General features: G+C 72.0%; 13 protein-coding genes. 7 read left to right on the forward strand and 6 right to left on the reverse strand.

All coding sequences use genetic code 11. The annotated features are described in order from the left end of the window. The first annotated feature begins 84 nt into the window (after positions 1-84). Complete coding sequence (locus ACZ48Z_RS10630) at positions 85-1,170, forward strand: mechanosensitive ion channel family protein (protein WP_468735643.1); 1,086 nt, start codon at positions 85-87, stop codon at positions 1,168-1,170. A 144-nt stretch (positions 1,171-1,314) separates the two neighbouring features. On the opposite strand, the gene ACZ48Z_RS10635 is transcribed toward ACZ48Z_RS10630, so the two are convergent. Then, positions 1,315-2,847 carry a M1 family metallopeptidase gene (locus ACZ48Z_RS10635; RefSeq protein ID WP_468735442.1) on the reverse strand — a complete coding sequence of 511 codons (1,533 nt, stop codon included), beginning with the start codon at positions 2,845-2,847 and terminating at the stop codon, positions 1,315-1,317. A gap of 206 nt (positions 2,848-3,053) precedes the next feature. On the opposite strand from ACZ48Z_RS10635, the gene ACZ48Z_RS10640 reads away from it, so the two are divergent. After that, positions 3,054-5,273, forward strand: a complete 2,220-nt coding sequence (locus ACZ48Z_RS10640; RefSeq protein WP_468735443.1) for an NADP-dependent isocitrate dehydrogenase — start codon at positions 3,054-3,056, stop codon at positions 5,271-5,273. Positions 5,274-5,333: 60 nt separating this feature from the next. Here ACZ48Z_RS10640 and ACZ48Z_RS10645 read toward each other — a convergent pair whose 3' ends face one another. Further along, positions 5,334-5,663 (reverse strand): DUF5713 family protein, encoded by a 330-nt coding sequence (locus tag ACZ48Z_RS10645; RefSeq protein ID WP_468735444.1) that lies wholly within the window; start codon positions 5,661-5,663, stop codon positions 5,334-5,336. 47 nt (positions 5,664-5,710) lie between these two features. Here ACZ48Z_RS10645 and ACZ48Z_RS10650 point away from each other — a divergent pair, with 47 nt between their 5' ends. Then, positions 5,711-6,484: an N-formylglutamate amidohydrolase gene (locus tag ACZ48Z_RS10650; protein ID WP_468735445.1), complete on the forward strand. Its 774-nt coding sequence runs from the start codon at positions 5,711-5,713 to the stop codon at positions 6,482-6,484. A gap of 58 nt (positions 6,485-6,542) precedes the next feature. Then, a complete protein-coding gene (locus ACZ48Z_RS10655) occupies positions 6,543-7,766 on the forward strand; it encodes a cytochrome P450 (protein ID WP_468735446.1) in 1,224 nt (407 codons plus the stop codon). A 15-nt stretch (positions 7,767-7,781) separates the two neighbouring features. On the opposite strand, the gene ACZ48Z_RS10660 is transcribed toward ACZ48Z_RS10655, so the two are convergent. The 3 genes from ACZ48Z_RS10660 to ACZ48Z_RS10670 are packed head-to-tail and all read right to left on the reverse strand — an operon-like array spanning position 7,782 to position 10,347. Next, a complete protein-coding gene (locus ACZ48Z_RS10660) occupies positions 7,782-8,279 on the reverse strand; it encodes a hypothetical protein (protein ID WP_468735644.1) in 498 nt (165 codons plus the stop codon). A 5-nt stretch (positions 8,280-8,284) separates the two neighbouring features. Then, entirely contained in the window at positions 8,285-8,860 is a 576-nt protein-coding gene (locus ACZ48Z_RS10665; RefSeq protein WP_468735447.1) for an RNA polymerase sigma factor, read from the reverse strand. Positions 8,861-8,919: 59 nt separating this feature from the next. Further along, positions 8,920-10,347: a S8/S53 family peptidase gene (locus ACZ48Z_RS10670; protein ID WP_468735448.1), complete on the reverse strand. Its 1,428-nt coding sequence runs from the start codon at positions 10,345-10,347 to the stop codon at positions 8,920-8,922. 148 nt (positions 10,348-10,495) lie between these two features. Between ACZ48Z_RS10670 and ACZ48Z_RS10675 the strand changes: the two genes are divergently transcribed. Continuing rightward, positions 10,496-13,063 carry a CHAT domain-containing protein gene (locus ACZ48Z_RS10675; RefSeq protein ID WP_468735645.1) on the forward strand — a complete coding sequence of 856 codons (2,568 nt, stop codon included), beginning with the start codon at positions 10,496-10,498 and terminating at the stop codon, positions 13,061-13,063. A 124-nt stretch (positions 13,064-13,187) separates the two neighbouring features. On the opposite strand, the gene ACZ48Z_RS10680 is transcribed toward ACZ48Z_RS10675, so the two are convergent. Then, on the reverse strand, positions 13,188-15,125 hold the full coding sequence (locus ACZ48Z_RS10680) for a LuxR family transcriptional regulator AbsR2 (RefSeq protein ID WP_468735449.1): 1,938 nt from the start codon (positions 15,123-15,125) through the stop codon (positions 13,188-13,190). A 95-nt stretch (positions 15,126-15,220) separates the two neighbouring features. Here ACZ48Z_RS10680 and absR1 point away from each other — a divergent pair, with 95 nt between their 5' ends. Beyond that, positions 15,221-16,306, forward strand: coding sequence for a beta-glucuronidase AbsR1 (gene absR1, locus ACZ48Z_RS10685; protein ID WP_468735450.1), 1,086 nt, complete (start codon positions 15,221-15,223; stop codon positions 16,304-16,306). Positions 16,307-16,551: 245 nt separating this feature from the next. Further along, positions 16,552-16,920 carry a hypothetical protein gene (locus ACZ48Z_RS10690; RefSeq protein ID WP_468735451.1) on the forward strand — a complete coding sequence of 123 codons (369 nt, stop codon included), beginning with the start codon at positions 16,552-16,554 and terminating at the stop codon, positions 16,918-16,920. Positions 16,921-16,933 lie beyond the last annotated feature (13 nt).

A 16,933-nucleotide genomic window follows, 5' to 3' on the forward strand; every position in this document is an offset into this window, starting at 1 on the left:
CGGAACCTTCACACGGCCGACGCGATCGCACTTCCCGCACTTCGAACAGGTGGCAACGTGACGGCATTTCAACGGGATCTCACCATGGACGACATGGTCGGCGCCGGCATCGCCGTGATCGCGGGCCTCTTGGCGGCGTTCCTGCTGCGCATGCTGCTCAAGTGGCTCGGCAAGCACGCGGACCGCACCAAGTGGGGCGGTGACGACGTCATGGTGGCCGCTCTGCGGACCGTGGTGCCCTCGGCGGCGATCGCGGGCGGCGCGGCCGTCGCCGCGGCGGCCCTGCCGCTGACCAAGGGGGTCCAGCACACCGTCAACCAGGTGCTGACCGTGCTGCTGATCTTCGTCGTCACGGTGGCGGCGGCCCGCCTCGTCGCCGGACTCGTGCGGACGGTCACCACCTCCCGCTCCGGGGTCGCCGGCTCGGCCACGATCTTCGTCAACATCACCCGGGTACTGGTTCTCGCGATCGGCTTCCTGGTGGTGCTCCAGACCCTCGGCATCTCCATAGCGCCCATGCTCACCGCGCTGGGCGTCGGCGGCCTCGCGGTCGCGCTCGCCCTTCAGGACACCCTCGCCAACCTCTTCGCGGGCATCCACATCCTGGCCTCCAAGACCGTCCAGCCCGGCGACTACATCCGTCTGAGCAGCGGCGAGGAGGGCTACGTCGAGGACATCAACTGGCGTCAGACGACGGTCCGCGCGCTCTCCAACAACCTGATCGTCGTCCCCAACGGGGAGCTCGCCAAGACGAACATGACCAACTTCATGCGTCCCGAGCAGCAGTTGACGATCCTGGTGCAGGTCGGGGTGGCCTACGACAGCGATCTCGAGCACGTCGAGCGGGTCACCTGCGAGGTCGTCGCCCAGGTCATGACGGAGGTCGAGGGCGCGCTCCCGGAGCACGAGCCGCTGGTCCGGTTCCACACCTTCGGCGACTCCCGGATCGGCTTCACGGTGATCCTGGGCGTCGGGGAGTTCAGCGACCAGTTCCGGATCAAGCACGAGTTCATCAAGCAGCTGCACAGGCGCTACCGCCAGGAGGGCATCCGCATTCCGGCGCCCACGCGGACGGTGGCCCTCCAGCAGGGGTCGGTGTCGATTCCGCACCAGCGTGGCCATGAGACGGTGATCGAGCCGGGCGAGGTATCGTCCGCCCGGCTCGACTGACCGGGGCTCGGCCCCCACGGCCTGTCGTCACATTCCCGTCGTCCGCCCGGCGGCCGGCCTTCGCGCCCGCCGTGGCGAGAGCACGTACCTCGGGCATCGGCCCCGGCCGCGGGGCAGACGGGAACGGGGACGTGACGACGGGCCCTACAGGGTCGCCGAGTTGTCGTGGGAGCCGCTGGGCCGGCTCTGCGGTGTGCGCAGGGTCGACACCACCGGGGTCACGGTCCAGTCCGGGTGGCCGGGCATCCGCGGGGTCTTCGTGCCGTACAGCCAGTCCCGCAGGAAGCCGGACTGGTCCGTGCCTGAGACCTCCGAGGCGACGGCTATGTAGTCGTCCGTCGACGCCGACGAGTTGCGGAAGCGCTCCAGGAAGGTGAGCTCGATGGCGCTGAAGACCGTCTCACCGACCAGCTGGCGCAGCGCGTACAGGACGAGGACGCCGCCGAGGTAGCGCTGGCTGTCGAAGAGGTTGGCCTCGTTCGGCGCCGCGACCGGGCCCGAGGACTTCCGCCACTGGTCGCCGCGCGCGTACGTGTCCTTCATGCGCGCTTCCATCGTGGTCAGGCCGAGGGAGTCGGTCCAGCCGCGCTCGTAGCGGTACAGCAGCCCGTAGAAGTCGGCGTGGCCCTCGTTGAGCCACAGGTCGGCCCAGGAGGCGGGGCTGACGCTGTTGCCGAAGTAGGAGTGGACCAGCTCGTGCATCATGTGCGAGCCGATGCTCTTCTCGGCCTGGAGAAGGAAGTTCGGCTTGTACAGGGTGAGGGTCTGGGTCTCCAGGCCCGTGAAGTCGAAGGCGTTCGCGTCGTCGGAGTTGCAGGGCAGAAGGCCGTACGTCTCGAACGGGAAGGCGCCCAGCCGCTGTTCGAGCCAGCTCACCAGGTTCGGGGTGAGGGCGAGGGCGGGCTCCAGGGCGGTGGCCCGGGCGGCCGGGACGACGTCCCGGAGCGGCAGTCCGTGCGGCCCTGCGCGGTCCTTGATGACGTAGTCGCCGACGGTGATCTGCACGAGTTCCGTGGCGATGGGCTCCCGTGAGCGGTAGCAGTACGCGGTCCGCCCGTCACCGAGATCCTCGGTGCTCACCAGGTGGCCGCTCGCGACGCCCTTGAGCCCGGCCGGGACGGTGACGCGGAAGGTGAAGTCCGCCTTGTCCGAGGGGTGGTCGTTGCACGGGAAGACGGTGTGCGCCGAGTTGGGCTGGGGGCAGATCGCGAACCCGTCCGGGGTGGGGACCCAGGCGGTGTGGGCGAGGGAGCGGCGCGGGTCGGCCGAGTAGGCGACGACGACGGTGACCGTCTCCTGCGCGGACAGCGGGGCGACGGGAGTGATCCGCAGCTTCTCGCCGACCTGCTCGAACGCGGCCGTCGCGCCCGCCACGGTCACGGTGCGTATGTCCAGGCCCAGGGCGTCCAGGGAGAGACGGCTCAGCTCCTGGCCGGCGGTGATCTCCAGGGTCGCCGTGGCGTCGACGAGCCGGGTCGTGGCGTCGTACGCGATGTCCAGGTGGTACGCGAAGACGCGGTAACCGTCGTTGCCGAGGCTCGGGAAGACGGAGTCCCCCAGGGTCTCCGGGCCAGGGGTGCCGGTCTCCGGGTCCGCGTGCGCCGGGGAGGCCAGGGACAGGGCCGCCACGGTGCCGAGCAGAGCTGCCGGTGCCGTCACTCTGGTGCGATATCTCATGGTCCGCTTTCGCTCAGGCGGCCGGGTGGTCGGGGCCGGCCGTCGGATGAGTGTGATCAACATGCATGACCACACGATCGGACGGATGAGTTGCCTCGAAGGATGTACGGATTCTCGGACAGCGTGCGCGGACCGCTGTCGAGCCCGAGTCGAGCACGAGATATCTTGATGTCGAGCAATGTTGCAGACGTGGAGCGGAGCACCCGGTGACTGACTCGACCATCATCTATACGCACACTGACGAGGCCCCGGCCCTGGCGACCTATTCGTTCCTGCCGGTGGTCCAGGCGTACGCCTCGCAGGCGGGTGTCTCCGTGGAGACGCGGGACATCTCGCTGGCCGGGCGCCTCATCGCGGTGTTCCCGGAGTACCTGGCGGAGGACCAGCGGATCCCGGACGCCCTGCAGGAGCTGGGCGAGCTGGCCAAGACGCCCGAGGCCAACATCATCAAGCTGCCGAACATCTCGGCGTCGATCCCGCAGCTCAAGGCCGCGGTCGCCGAGCTGCAGGCCCAGGGCTACGCGCTGCCGGACTACCCGGACGACCCGAAGACCGACGAGGAGCGGGACATCCAGTCCCGCTACGACAAGGTCAAGGGCTCGGCCGTGAACCCGGTCCTGCGCGAGGGCAACTCCGACCGCCGCGCTCCCGCCTCGGTCAAGAACTACGCCAAGTCCCACCCGCACCGCATGGGTGCCTGGTCGGCCGACTCCAAGACCAACGTGGCGACGATGGGTGTGGACGACTTCCGCTCCACCGAGAAGTCCGTCGTGATCTCCGAGGCCGGCTCGCTGCGGATCGAGCTGGTCGGCGACGACGGCTCCACCAAGGTGCTGCGCGAGTCGGTACCGGTCCTCGAGGGTGAGGTCGTCGACGCCTCGGTGCTGCACGTGGCCCCGCTGCGGGAGTTCCTCACCGCGCAGATCGCCCGCGCCAAGGCCGAGGACGTGCTGTTCTCGGTGCACCTGAAGGCCACGATGATGAAGGTCTCGGACCCGATCATCTTCGGCCATGTGGTGCGCGCGTTCTTCCCGAAGACCTTCGCGCAGTACGGCCCGGCGCTCGCCGCGGCCGGCCTGACCCCGAACGACGGTCTGGGCGGCATCTACAAGGGCCTGGAGTCCCTGCCCGAGGGTGCCGAGATCAAGGCCTCCTTCGACGCCGAGCTCGCCGAGGGCCCGGCCCTGGCGATGGTCGACTCCGACAAGGGCATCACCAACCTGCACGTGCCGTCCGACGTGATCGTCGACGCCTCGATGCCGGCCATGATCCGCACCTCGGGCCACATGTGGGGCCCGGACGGCCAGGAGGCGGACACCCTCGCGGTGCTGCCGGACTCCAGCTACGCGGGCGTGTACCAGGTCGTCGTCGACGACTGCCGTGCCAACGGCGCCTACGACCCCTCGACGATGGGCTCCGTCCCGAACGTCGGCCTCATGGCGCAGAAGGCCGAGGAGTACGGCTCCCACGACAAGACCTTCGAGATCCCGGTCACCGGCACGGTCCGCCTCGTCGACCAGGCCGGCAACGCGCTGATCGAGCAGGCGGTCGCCGCCGGTGACATCTTCCGCGCCTGCCAGACCAAGGACGCGCCGATCAGGGACTGGGTGAAGCTGGCCGTCACCCGCGCCCGCGCCACCGGGAACCCGGCCGTGTTCTGGCTGGACGAGACCCGCGCGCACGACGCCAACCTGATCGCCAAGGTCAACGCGTACCTGACGGAGCACGACACCGAGGGCCTGGACATCCGGATCCTCAACCCGGTCGAGGCCACCAAGCTGTCGGTGGAGCGCATCCGCCGCGGCGAGGACACCATCTCGGTGACCGGCAACGTCCTGCGCGACTACCTCACCGACCTCTTCCCCATCCTGGAGCTCGGCACCAGCGCCAAGATGCTGTCGGTCGTGCCGCTGATGGCGGGCGGCGGCCTCTTCGAGACGGGTGCCGGCGGTTCCGCGCCCAAGCACGTCCAGCAGCTCGTCAAGGAGGACTACCTGCGCTGGGACTCCCTCGGTGAGTTCTTCGCGCTGGTGCCGTCCCTGGAGCAGTACGCCGAGTTCACGGGCAACGCCCGCGCCAAGGTCCTCGCCGACACCCTGGACCGCGCCACGGCGACCTTCCTCAACGAGGACAAGTCCCCGACCCGTCGTGTCGGTGGCATCGACAACCGCGGCAGCCACTTCTTCCTGTCCCTGTACTGGGCGCAGGAACTGGCCTCGCAGACCGACGACGCGGACCTGGCGAAGGCCTTCGCCCCGCTCGCCGAGACGCTCGCCTCGAACGAGCAGAAGATCGTCGACGAACTGAACGCCGTCCAGGGCAAGCCGGCCGAGATCGGCGGCTACTACCAGCCCGACCCGGCCAAGGCCGCGAAGGTCATGCGCCCCTCCACCACGTGGAACGAGGTGCTCGCGTCCCTGAGCTGACGCGACCAGCTGTGCGACACCGCCCCGGTCGGCTTGTGCCCGGCCGGGGCGGTGCGCGTATCACCAGTCGCGGGGGGCGATCAGCTCCTCGACGTCCGCGTCCGCGAAGCCGTAGGCCCGGGACACGAACCAGAACTCCTCGGCCAGCTCCTCGCGGGCCACGGTCTCTATGTCGAAGTCCTCGTCCTGGAGGTCGTTGAACTCCTCGGTGGCCGCGTGGGTCAGGACGTACAGCGCGGCGAGGTCGGCGGGCCGCTCGGCCTCGATGCGCGCGCACAGGCGCAGCAGGATGTCCTTGCCCCGGTCCACCGCGTCGTCCGGGTAGTAGCCGTCCTCGTAGAGCGCCTTGAGGAACGGGTGGGTGCTCACCTGTGTGTTGCTGAGGGTCATGCTGAGATGGTGCACCACGCCACTGACAACGCCCCGGGAGCGGCCGTATGCCCTCGTTCGACCTGCTGCCCGGTGACGGACGGTCGCCGGTGATCCTCCATGTGCCGCACTCCGCGCGGGAGATACCGGCCGAGGTGCGGGCGCAGATCGTGCTGGACGACTCCGCGCTGGAGCGGGAGCTCGACCACATCGTCGACGCGCATACGGCGGAGCTCGCCGAGGAGGCTGCACAGCAGGCCCACCTGATGCCGTGGCGGTTCGTGAACAGGCTCTCGCGGCTGGTCGTCGACCCGGAGCGGTTTCCGGACGAGCGGGAGGAGATGCTCGCCGTGGGGATGGGCGCCGTGTACACGCGGACCACGCACCGGGAGGCGCTGCGGCCCGCGGACACCGACCCCGAGCCGCTGATCGCGCGCTGGTTCCGGCCGTACGCCCGGGCCATGACCGAAGCCGTGGCACAGCGGCTGGCCGCCACCGGGCGGGCCGTGATCATCGATGTGCACTCCTATCCCAGCGAGCCGCTGCCCTACGAGTTGCACGGCGCCGGGTTCCGGCCGCCCGTCTGCCTCGGCACCGACCCTTTCCACACCCCGCCCGAGCTGCCGGCCGTGGCCCGGGAAGTGTTCGGGGACGTGGGGCTGGACAGTCCGTTCAGCGGGACGTACGTACCGCTGGAGTTCTACGGCCGTGATCCCCGGGTGAGCGCCCTGATGGTGGAGATCCGGCGGGACACGTACATGACGGAACCCGGCGGGCCGGCCGGGCCGGGGCTGCACGGGCTCGCCGGGGCCCTGGCCGCTCTCGTGGACGCCCTGGCCTGACCTCCGCCTGGAGCACTCCCGCGCGACACGCGCCCGGGCGGCGGTGAGGGTGGGTGGCATGACCGAGGAGACCACCACGCTGGCAGAGCAGGCCCCGCCCCCGGTGCGGGAGTGGCCCGCGCTCGACCTGGCCGGGACCGAGTTCGACCCGGTGCTCGCGGAGCTGATGCGCGAGGGACCGCTCACCCGGATCCGGCTGCCGCACGGCGAGGGCTGGGCGTGGCTGGCCACCCGCTACGCCGACGTCAGGGCGATCACCAACGATCCGCGGTTCGGCCGCGCCGAGGTGACGAACCGTCAGGTGACCAGGCTGGCACCGCATTTCAAGCCCCGGCCGGGCTCCCTCGCCTTCGCCGACCAGCCCGACCACAACCGGCTGCGCAAGCCGGTCGCCGGGGCGTTCACCGTCGCGGCGATGAAGCGGCTGCGGCCCCGGGCGCAGGAGATGCTCGACCGGCTCGTCGACGGTCTCGTCCAGGACGGGCCGCCCTCGGACCTCGTCGAGCGCGTCCTCGAACCCTTCCCCCTCTCCCTGGTCAGCGAGGTCATGGGCGTGCCCGCCGCCGATCGCGAGCGGGTGCACGACTGGACCCGTCAGATCATCTCGACCTCCGGCGGAGCCGAGGCCGCGGAGAAGGCCAAGAACGGGCTGTACGGCTGGATCACGGACACCGTCCGGGCCCGCGCCCACAGCAGCGGCGACGACGTGTACTCCCTGCTCGGAGCCGCCGTGCGGCGGGGTGAGATCGGTGAGTCGGAGGCGGTCGGGCTCGCCGGGCCGCTCCAGATCGGCGGCGAGGCCGTCACCCACAACTGCGGTCAGATCCTGTACCTGTTGCTGACGCGGCCCGAGCTGATGGAACGCATGCGCCATCAGCCCGAGGCCCGCGCCGCCGCCCTCGACGAGCTGCTGCGCCACATCCCGCACCGCACCTCGGTCGGCCTCGCCCGCATCGCCCTGGAGGACGTCGACCTGCACGGACTCCGTATCCGTGCGGGTGACGCCGTGTACGTCTCCTATCTGGCCGCCAACCGCGACCCGGACGTCTTCCCGGACCCGGACCGCATCGACCCCGACCGGGACCCCAACCCGCACCTGGCCTTCGGCAACGGCGCGCACCACTGCACGGGCGCGGTGCTCGCCCGGCTCCAGACCGAGCTCCTGGTCGACACCCTGCTCGACCGGCTGCCGGAACTGCGGCTCGCGGTACCGGCCGAAGACGTCGTCTGGCGGCGGAGGACGATGATCCGCGGGCCGCAGACCCTGCCCGTCACCTGGTGAGCGGGCGCTGCCGGATCAGACGGTCAGCCAGTCGGTGACGATCACCTCTCCATCGGTCCGCAGCCGAAGGGCGAAGGGCCCGGCGGGGGCCGTCTCGTAGGTGAAGCGGCCCATGTCGTCGGTCGTGAGCGGGGAGCCCGCCTGCGGACCGCTGAGCACCTCGATGCGGGCCGAGCAGGGCGGCAGCACCTGCCCCATCAGGCCCTGCGCGGTGAGTTCGACGTCGACCGTCACCTCACCCGCGTGGAAGGTCAGCATCCGTGGCGCTCCCGCCGCTCCCCGCACGGGGAGGGCGTCCACCACCGAGTCGAAGGTCAGCTCGGCGATCCGGCTGTCCAGGTCGTGCAGCGCGAACGCCTCGACGGCGAGCTGCCGCAGGGCGGGCGGCACGGGATCCAGGATCGCCGCGGCCTGCCGCAGCTCATCCTCCAGCAGATCGAGGGCGAACTCCTCGTCCGGCAGCGCCTCTTCGTCGAAGTCGAGGACGTCGTCGTCGCCGAGGTCGTCGTTCATGTCGCTCATACCGCCCCCCGGGCTTCGAGTCGCGCCCGCAGCCGCCTCAGACAGCGCTGGCGCAGTGGTCCGATGCTGCCCACCGCGATACCCAGGGCGGCGGACACCTCCTGGTAGCCGGGCTTCGGCGAGGCCATCAGGATGCGCAGCAACTGCCTGCACCGCTCGCCGAGTTCCTCGAACTCCTGCCACAGGTACCGGACGCGCTCGCTCTGGGCGGCGGCCTCCTCGGAGTCGATGAACGACTGCTCGGGCGTACGGTCCTCGCTGATCCGGTCCAGGAGGTGCGGATCGTCCGTGACGGTCAGCCGCCTTAAGCTCTTGAGCACCTTCAGGCACTCGTGGCGGGCGGTGCTCGCCAGCCAGGACTTGGCCTTGTCGGGTTCCCGGATCCGCCCGAGGTGCTGGGCGAAACGGAACCACACGGTCTGGTACACCTCGTGCGCGTCGGCGTCGGAGAGCCGGTGCGCGCGCACGACGGACCACACCAGTGGGCTCAGCCCTTCCACGAGCGCCTTCCAGGCCGCCGCGTCACCGTCGACGGCGGACTGGACCAGCGCACCGACATCTGCTCGGTCCACGGTCCCACCCCTCGTGTACGGCCAGTCATCGTACGCCGTGGAGGGGGCCACTCCGGCCGTCATGCGCCGACAGGGCGCTGCACGACCGGCACCGGGTGCCAGCCGGCCGGCTTCAGCGCCGGTACGTGCGCGCCGCGCACTTCTGCGAACTGAGTGGTGGCGGCGAGCAGTTGCTGCCGGGCGGTACGCGCGGCGGTCTCCTTGTTCGCGGTCATGTGGGCGGCGACCAGGCCTGCGACGACCGGAGTCGCGAAGGAGGTACCGCTCCAGTGCGCGTACCCCTCGAACATCACCTGGTCCGGCTTGGCGGTGGCGCCGTCCTCGCTCAACAGGCCGACGTGGGAAGGGGACTGGCAGGTGCACACGTAGGTGAAGCCGAACCGGCAGGCCTCGTACGTGGAGTGCTGGTAGACGTAGGGCACGGGCGCGTCGAAGCCGGTGAGGGTGCTGGTGAGGCGCTCGCCGGGGGCGAAGACCTTCACCCAGGGCCCGTGGTTGCTGAAGCAGGCGCCGTACTCGCCGTCGCCGCGCAGTGCGCCGACCGACAGCACGACGTCCTGGTACTCGGGCAGGTCGGCGTAGGCGGCGGGCCAGAACGGGCTGGCGCTGGCGTTGTTGCCGGCCGCGGCCACCAACAGGGTGTCGTGGGCGCGCAGTTCCTGCATGAAGGCGTCCATGCCGAGCAGGCCGTCGGTGCGGCCGTTGGAGGTGCCCGCGGAGAGGCTGATTATGTCGGGCCAGCCGTCGGCGACGGCCTCGAAGAGCTTCTCGCCGAGCTCGGACTCCAGGATGGCGCCCGCGTCGTTGAGGGTGCTGCGGACGGTGATGTCGGTGTTGGGCGCGACGGCCGCGAGGACTCCGGCGATGAACGTGCCGTGGCCGACGTACTGGAGCAGGTTGCCCGCCCCGTCGGTCTCGGTGCCGTGCAGGTCGCCCTCGACGTGGGCGAGCAGCGGGACCAGTGCGTGGTCGTGGGTGAGGCCGTTGTCGACGACCAGGACTCCCACCGCGGTGTCGGCGTCGTAACCGGCTTCCGCGGGGGCCGGGTTGGTGCCCTGGCTGAGCGCTGCGGGCACGGGCTCGTCCCCGGGACAGGAGTTGACCGCGATCGACACCACGTGGTTGCGGCTGACCAGTCGGCGTCCTGCGCGTCCCTCGCGTTCGCTCAGGGCGCGCAGGGCGTGGGTGACGGCGCGGTCGCCGCGCCGGTCGCCGTGGCCCGGGTCGCCGACCTGGATCCGGGTGATGCCCGAGCGGTTGGTCTCCGGGCTGTCCCGGCGCACACGGTCGCCGGTCAGACCGGTCGCCTCGGTGAAGTGGGTGCGCACGGTCTGTTCCACGAGCGCGGCGTCGTGGCCGTCGCGGGCGAGGACGACGCCCTTCTCATAGATGAACTCCGAGGCGTCGTCGGGCCCGAGGGCGAGGGGGACGTCGGGCATGGAGCGCTGGATCTGGTCGAACTGCTCGTGGAATCGCTGAGGTGCCATGGCGTTTCCTCCCACTGAGGCGGCGGTCGTCAGTCAGAGCCGCGGGGCCGGTGATTGATACAGCGCCAAACCGGTGTGGCCTGCCACCTGGGCCACTACCATCCATGGAGTGACAGCGGGAAGCGACACGGTTCTCGAACTGCTGCCGATGGTGTTCGCCGCGCCCAACCAGGCGCTGGCGAGGGCAGAGGAAGTACTCGGCTCGGATCCCTCACCGCTGCACGCCTCCGTCGCGCACCAGGTGATCGGTATCTGGCAGCGGGACTGGGGTGACATGCGGATCGCCCTGGACCATCTGCGCCGGGCCCGCGATCTCGCGGCGCGCTCGGAGTCGGCGGACCGGGAGGCCGACGTGCTGGCCGCCCTCGGGGTGGCACTGGTGCACTCGGGGCGGACCCGGCAGGGTCTCGCGGCGCTGGAGCGGGGTGTCGAGGTCAGCAGCGGCCACACCCGCGCGCGCGTCCTGTTCCGGCGGGCCTACGCGTCCTGGGTGCTCGGACATCACCGGGCGGCGCTGGAGGACGTACGGCGGGCGGTTCCGGTGCTGCGGCAGGCCGACGACGTGATCTGGACGGCGCGGGCGCTCACCCTGCGGGCCACCGTGCATCTGGCGCTCGGCGCGGTGGAGCGGGCGGATGCCGACTTCACGGCGGCGGAGGCGCTGTGGGACACCACGGGCCAGGAGCACGACAAGGCCGACGCGGTGGAGAGCCGGGGGCTTGCCGCGTACCGGTCGGGGGACATTCCCGCCGCGCTGCGGCTGCTCGACGAGGCCCAGGAGCGGTACGCCAAACTCGGCACACCCACGTTCATGCTCACCGTGCGGCGCTGCGAGGTCCTGATGGCCGCCGGGCTCGCCCCGGAGGCGCTCGCGGAGGCGGACGCGGCCGTCAGGATGCTGGACGGGATCGGCGGGCAGTCCACCCTCAAGGCGGAGCTGCTGCTCGCCGCCGCGCGGGCGGCCCGGCTCGCGGACGACGCGCACACCGCGATCGCGCGCGCCGACATGGCCGTACGGCTGTTCGCGGGGCAGCGGCGCACCTGGTGGGAGACGCACGCGCGGCTGGTGCTGATCGAGGCGCGGGTCGCGGCCGGGCGCGGCTCGGGCCGACTCGTCGCGGACGCGGCCGCGGTCGCCGACCGGCTGGCCTCCTTCGGGGCGCCCGCCGCGCCGGAGGCCTCGCTGCTCGCGGGCCGGATCGCGCTCGGCCTGGGCTGGCGGGAGGACGCCCAGCGGCATCTGGAGGTCGCCGCCCGCAGCCGGCACAGCGGGCCTCCGCTGGCGCGGATGACGGGCTGGGCGGCGCGGGCGCTGTGGGCGCGGGCCGTGGGCTCCGACCGGCGGGTCCTGGAGGCCTGCCGTCGGGGGCTGGACGTGCTCGACGACCACCGTACGACGCTGGGCGCCTCGGAGCTGCGGGCGCGGGCCACCGCGCAGGGCGCGGAACTCGCCGGTCTCGCGGCGCGGGCCTCGCTCACCTCGGGCGGGCCGCGGCGGCTGCTGGTGTGGAGCGAGCGCTGGCGGGCCACCGTGCTGTCCGCGCCGCCGACCCGTCCGCCGGCGGATCCCGAACTGCTCGGCGGGCTGACGGCGTTCCGGGAGATCGCGGCCCGTGCGGAGGCGGCCCGGATGGAGGGCCGGCCGGTGCCGACGCTGGAGCGTGAACAGCGGCGCCTGGAACGGGAGATCCGCTCCCGTACCCTCCACATCCGCGGTGACGCGCCGGGCGACGGCTACCGGTTCGACCCCGGCAGACTGCTGGAACGACTGGGTGACGACGTACGGCTGGTCGAACTGGCCGTGCTCGACGGGCGGGTTCAGGTGTTGCTGTGCGGGCAGGGGCGGGTCCGGCGCTTCGAGGCCGGGCTGCTGGCCGACGCGGAACGCGAGGCGGAACACGTCCAGGCGGGGCTCAGACGGCTGGCCCACCCGGGGGCGGAGGCGCGGCTTGCGGTGGTGGAGGCCGCCGGGCGGCGGCTGGAGGAGCTGCTGCTGGGGCCCGCCGCGGACCGGCTGGGCGACGGGCCGGTCGTGGTGGTGCCGCCGGGACGGCTGCACCGGGTGCCGTGGGCGCTGCTGCCCTCGCTGCGGGAGCGGGTGTTCAGCGTGTCGCCGTCGTCGAGCAGCTGGCTGCGCGCCCTGGACACCGTGCCGCCGCCGGACGGCGGGCAGGTGCTGGTACGCGGGCCGGGTCTCGCGACCGGGGGTGCCGAGGTCCCCGTACTGGCAGGCCGCCATGGCTCCGCGACCGTCCTGGAGTACGACGATGCGCGCGTGCCGCGCGTGCTGGAGGAACTGGACGGGGCCGCGCTGGCCCATATCGCCGCGCACGGCACGTTCCGCGCGGACAGCCCGCTGTTCTCCTCGCTGCGGATGGCCGACGGGCCGCTCATCGTCCACGACTTCGAGCGCCTGGACCGCAGCCCGTACCGGATCATCCTGTCCTGCTGCGACACCGGCCGGTTCGCCTCGGTCGGGGCGGACGAACTGCTCGGCCTGGTCACCGCGCTGCTGCCGCTGGGCACAGCGGGCGTGGTGGCGTGCAGTGCGCCGGTCAACGACGAGGCCGTGGTGCCGCTGATGCTCGCGCTGCACAAGGGGCTGGGCACGGGGTTGTCGATGGCGGAGGCGCTGCGCGACGCGCGGGCCGCGCTGCCGGGGGACTCCGTGCACCGGGCGACGGGGTGGGCGTTCTCGGCGTTCGGGGCGGCGTGAAGTACGCGGCGTGAACTGCGCGGCGCGTGGGGCGAGACGTGTGAGGCGTGCTGCGTGATGCGTGGGGCGGCCTGACCCCTCCCCCGAATACTGGGGGTCAGACCGCCCCGGTCCGGTGTGCGGCTCAGGCCGGCTGTGCCTCGGGCAGCTCCACCAGGCACGGCAGCGCCTCGCGGTCGCTCGCGCCGAGACGGGCGTACGCGCTGTAGAGGTGGTTGCCGACGGTGCGGATCGACAGGGTGAGCTTCTCCGCGATCTGGCGGTTGCTCAGTCCGGCGGCCGCGAGGGTCACGATCTGCCGCTGGCGGGCGGTGAGTTCGCCGAGGACCAGCCCGGACAGGGCCGGGGTGCGGGCGCCCTGGCAGCGGCGGGCCAGGGCGACGGCCCGGGTGCGTGAGGTGCGGGCGGCGCCGGGGTCACTGTGCGCCCGTACGGCCTGGGCGTACGCCTCGGCCGCGAAGAGCAGGAAGCCGCGCTCCTCCAGCGCGTGTGCCGTTCGGTCCAGGGCGGGACCGTCACCGCGGGCGAGCGCCTCGGCGTGCGCGGCGAAGACACCGGTCAGCCGGCCGACGGCCCGGTCGGGCACGCCGAGGCGGACGGCGTCGTACGGCTCCTCGGTGACCGTGTCGAGAGCCGCGCCGAGATCACCGCCGGCGGCGGCCCGCCAGGTGGCCGCCGAACCCCCGGTAGCCGGGGCGTGCGGGGAGGTGCTGGAATCCACGCCGAGTATGCCGGGCAGGCCGGGCATCTTGAGCCGCCGGTCACCGGATGCGGGGCCGCCGCCCGCGCCCTGGGTGGCCCCGGTCGAGGGCGCGGCCAGGCCACCGGCCGGGGGGACCTGCGGGATCGGCTCTCCCGACTGGGCCACGGCCAGCGCGAGTTCGCGGTGGCAGGCCGGGTCGTCGGCAGTGGTCCGCAGTCCCTCCCTCGCCCAGGCCGCGGCCTCCCGCAGTTCCCCCCGCAGCCGTGCGAACCGTGCCCGTACGGCGGCGTGCCGGGCCGGGACGCCGACGCCCTCGTCCAGCAGCCACTCCCCCACCGGCGCCGCCACGGCCCGTACGTCGGTCCGCGCGATCGCCCGGCTCAGCGTCGCCGTCTCGGCGTCCAGGGCGGCCGCGCAGCTGTCCGGGGTGCGGGACAGGCGCCGGGCCCGCAGGCGTCCGGAGGTCGCTCGCAGTGCCGGGCCGTGGAGGGGGTGGGCGAGGCGGGCGGTGCCGTCCTCGTCGATGTGGACCAGGCCGTCGGCCTCCAGGCCTTCGAGGGCGTCCAGGTCGAGGCTGTCGGCGTGCATCGGGAGCGGTTCGCCGAAGGCCAGGCGCTCCAGCGTCTCCCGCTCGCCGGGACCGGTGCGCTCGATGAGGTGCGCGGTGCGTGCGCGTACGGTCGCGGTGACCGGCACCGGGCCGCGCCACTCCCACTCCCCCGAGTCCGCGACACGCTCCAGCAGTCCCTGCTCGCGCACCGCGCCCACCAGTTCGCGCAGCAGCCGCAGATCACCCCGGCACAGGCGGAACAACCGGTTCACGGTGAGGGCTTCGAGGCCTCCGAGGCCCGCCGCCAGCAGCTGCGCGGTGTCCTCTCGGGTGAGCGGCTGCAGGGCGAGTCGCGGCAGGAGCTCCCCGGTCCACAGCCGGGAGACCGCGCCGGGTGTCCGGGCTCCGTCGTCGGCGACGACCAGGAGGCGGGTACGGCCGTGCACGGCCAGCTGGTGGACGAGGGCGGCCGAGGCGTCGTCCAGCAGATGGGCGTCGTCGACGAACAACAGCCGTACCCCGGAGAGCAGTTGGACCGCCTGATGCAGGGACACGGTCTCCGGCAGGAGGTGCGCGAAGGCGCCGAACGCCGGCGTGCGGGCCTCGGGCGTGCCGGTCACCCTGGCGCAGTCGGTGCCGCGCACGGCCTCCGTGACGAGCCGGGTCTTGCCCCGGCCTGCGGGACCGGTCACCACGATTCCCTGCCGTCCCCCGGCCACGGACCCGCGGACCAGGTCGAGTTCGTCCGCCCGCCCGGTGAACGGCCAGGGCAGCTCCAGGGTCTTCGCGTCCCGTTCGTAAGTCGTCACGGAAGCAAGAGCACCGCTACTCAGTCCTGATACACGGGGACTTGAGTAGCCCCCGACTCAGGCGTCCCCGGGCGCCCGACGGCACGCTGAACCCCATGACCGCACGCTACTGCTCCCTCGCGCAGCAGTCGGCTCCGGCGTTCGCCCCGGGGCTGGCCGCCGAGCGGTTGAGTGCGCTCGTCGGCGGAAGCCGGATGTGGGTCAACAGCACGGTCCTGCACTACTGCTTCTTCGACGGCGACACCGACGGGTCGGTCATTCCTGTTCCGGGGACCGGGCAGTCCCGGCAGGTGTCGTGGGTCGGTGCCAAGGAGCAGCGGGACGTGGTGCGCGAGTGCTTCAAGGAGTGGCAGGACCTCGGTATCGGGGTGAGGTTCACCGAGGTGGGTGACCGCTCGGAGGCGGAACTGCGCATCGGTTTCCAACTGGGCGACGGTTCCTGGTCGACCGTGGGCAGGGACGCCCTCCGGGTGGGTCTGAACGAGCGCACGATGAACTTCGGATGGGACCTGACCGCGCCGGGGGAGCGCGGGACGGCCCTGCACGAGATCGGGCACGCGCTCGGCATGCTGCACGAGCACCAGAGTCCGTTCGCCGGCATCCACTGGGACGACGAGGCCGTTTATGCCGATCTGGCGGGCCCCCCGAACTTCTGGAGCCGGGACCGGACGTTCTTCAACATCCTGCGCAAGCTCGACCCGGACGAGGTCAACGGCTCGGTCTGGGACCCGCAGTCCGTCATGGAGTACCCCTTCGAGGCGGGGCTGATCCTGGAGCCGGAGCAGTTCCGCGGGGGCCTGAACCCGCCCGGTGCCCTGTCCGCCGCCGACAAGGAGTACGTCCTGCGCCGGTACCCGCAGACCGAGCAGATCCGGCCGCCGGCGCTGATGCCCTTCCGGTCGGCGCCGCTCGGGCTCGGACCGGGCGAGCAGGCCGACTTCACCGTGGAACCGCCGGAGACCCGCGAGTACACCGTGGGCACCTTCGGCGACGCCGACACCGTCGTCGTGGTCTTCGAGGAACGGGACGGAGAAGCCCGCTACCTCACCGGCCGGGACGACGGAGGCACTCCGCACAACGCAACGCTCAGGGCCCGTCTCGTCAAGGGCCGCCGCTACTTCGTCCGTGTGCGCCTGTACTCCGCGTGGAGTTCGGGGGAAACCGCGGTCATGTGCTGGTGACAGCACGTACGGACCGCACACGGGCGAGGCTGGACCATCTGTCCGGCGCCGGGGGAATGGCCGGTGTTCGTCACCTTCGGGGGAGGGAGACGAACACCGGCCACACGGCGTTCCATACGGCGTTCACGGGTCCGGTGGGCGAGGCGTCCGAAAACATCACCTCATCGACGTAGCCCTGTCGCAAGGTGGCCGTCATACGGTCGTATCCTGCGCCGCCCCGCCCCCGAGCAGCTGGGAGACAGCACGTGATCACCGGATACGTCATCGGCGAGAGTCTCCGGCCCGGCGCGGTGTTCGAGCCGCGCGGACTGCGGTTGCGGAGGGTCGCCAGGGTGGAGATCGGTGGGGCGAGCGACGCTCAGCCGCCGTTGTGGACGCTCGTCGAGTGGGAGACCGACGGCGAGGACGTCGACGTCCTCGCGACGGCGCTCGCCGAGTCGCTGGAACCGGATCTCGGCTGGTACGCCGACATCACCGCCGGGGACGAGCGCGTGGTCGTCTTCGCGGGGAAGGTGTTCCGCTATCGGCGCGGCGACGAGGCGGGCCGCGCCGAAGCGGTGGCGTACGGGCGGTCGGTGGGTACTCCCGAGCATCAGCTCGACTGGCCTGAGTGACGCGGGTCGCCGG

The sequence above is a fragment of the Streptomyces sp. NPDC031225 genome, from assembly GCF_055570355.1.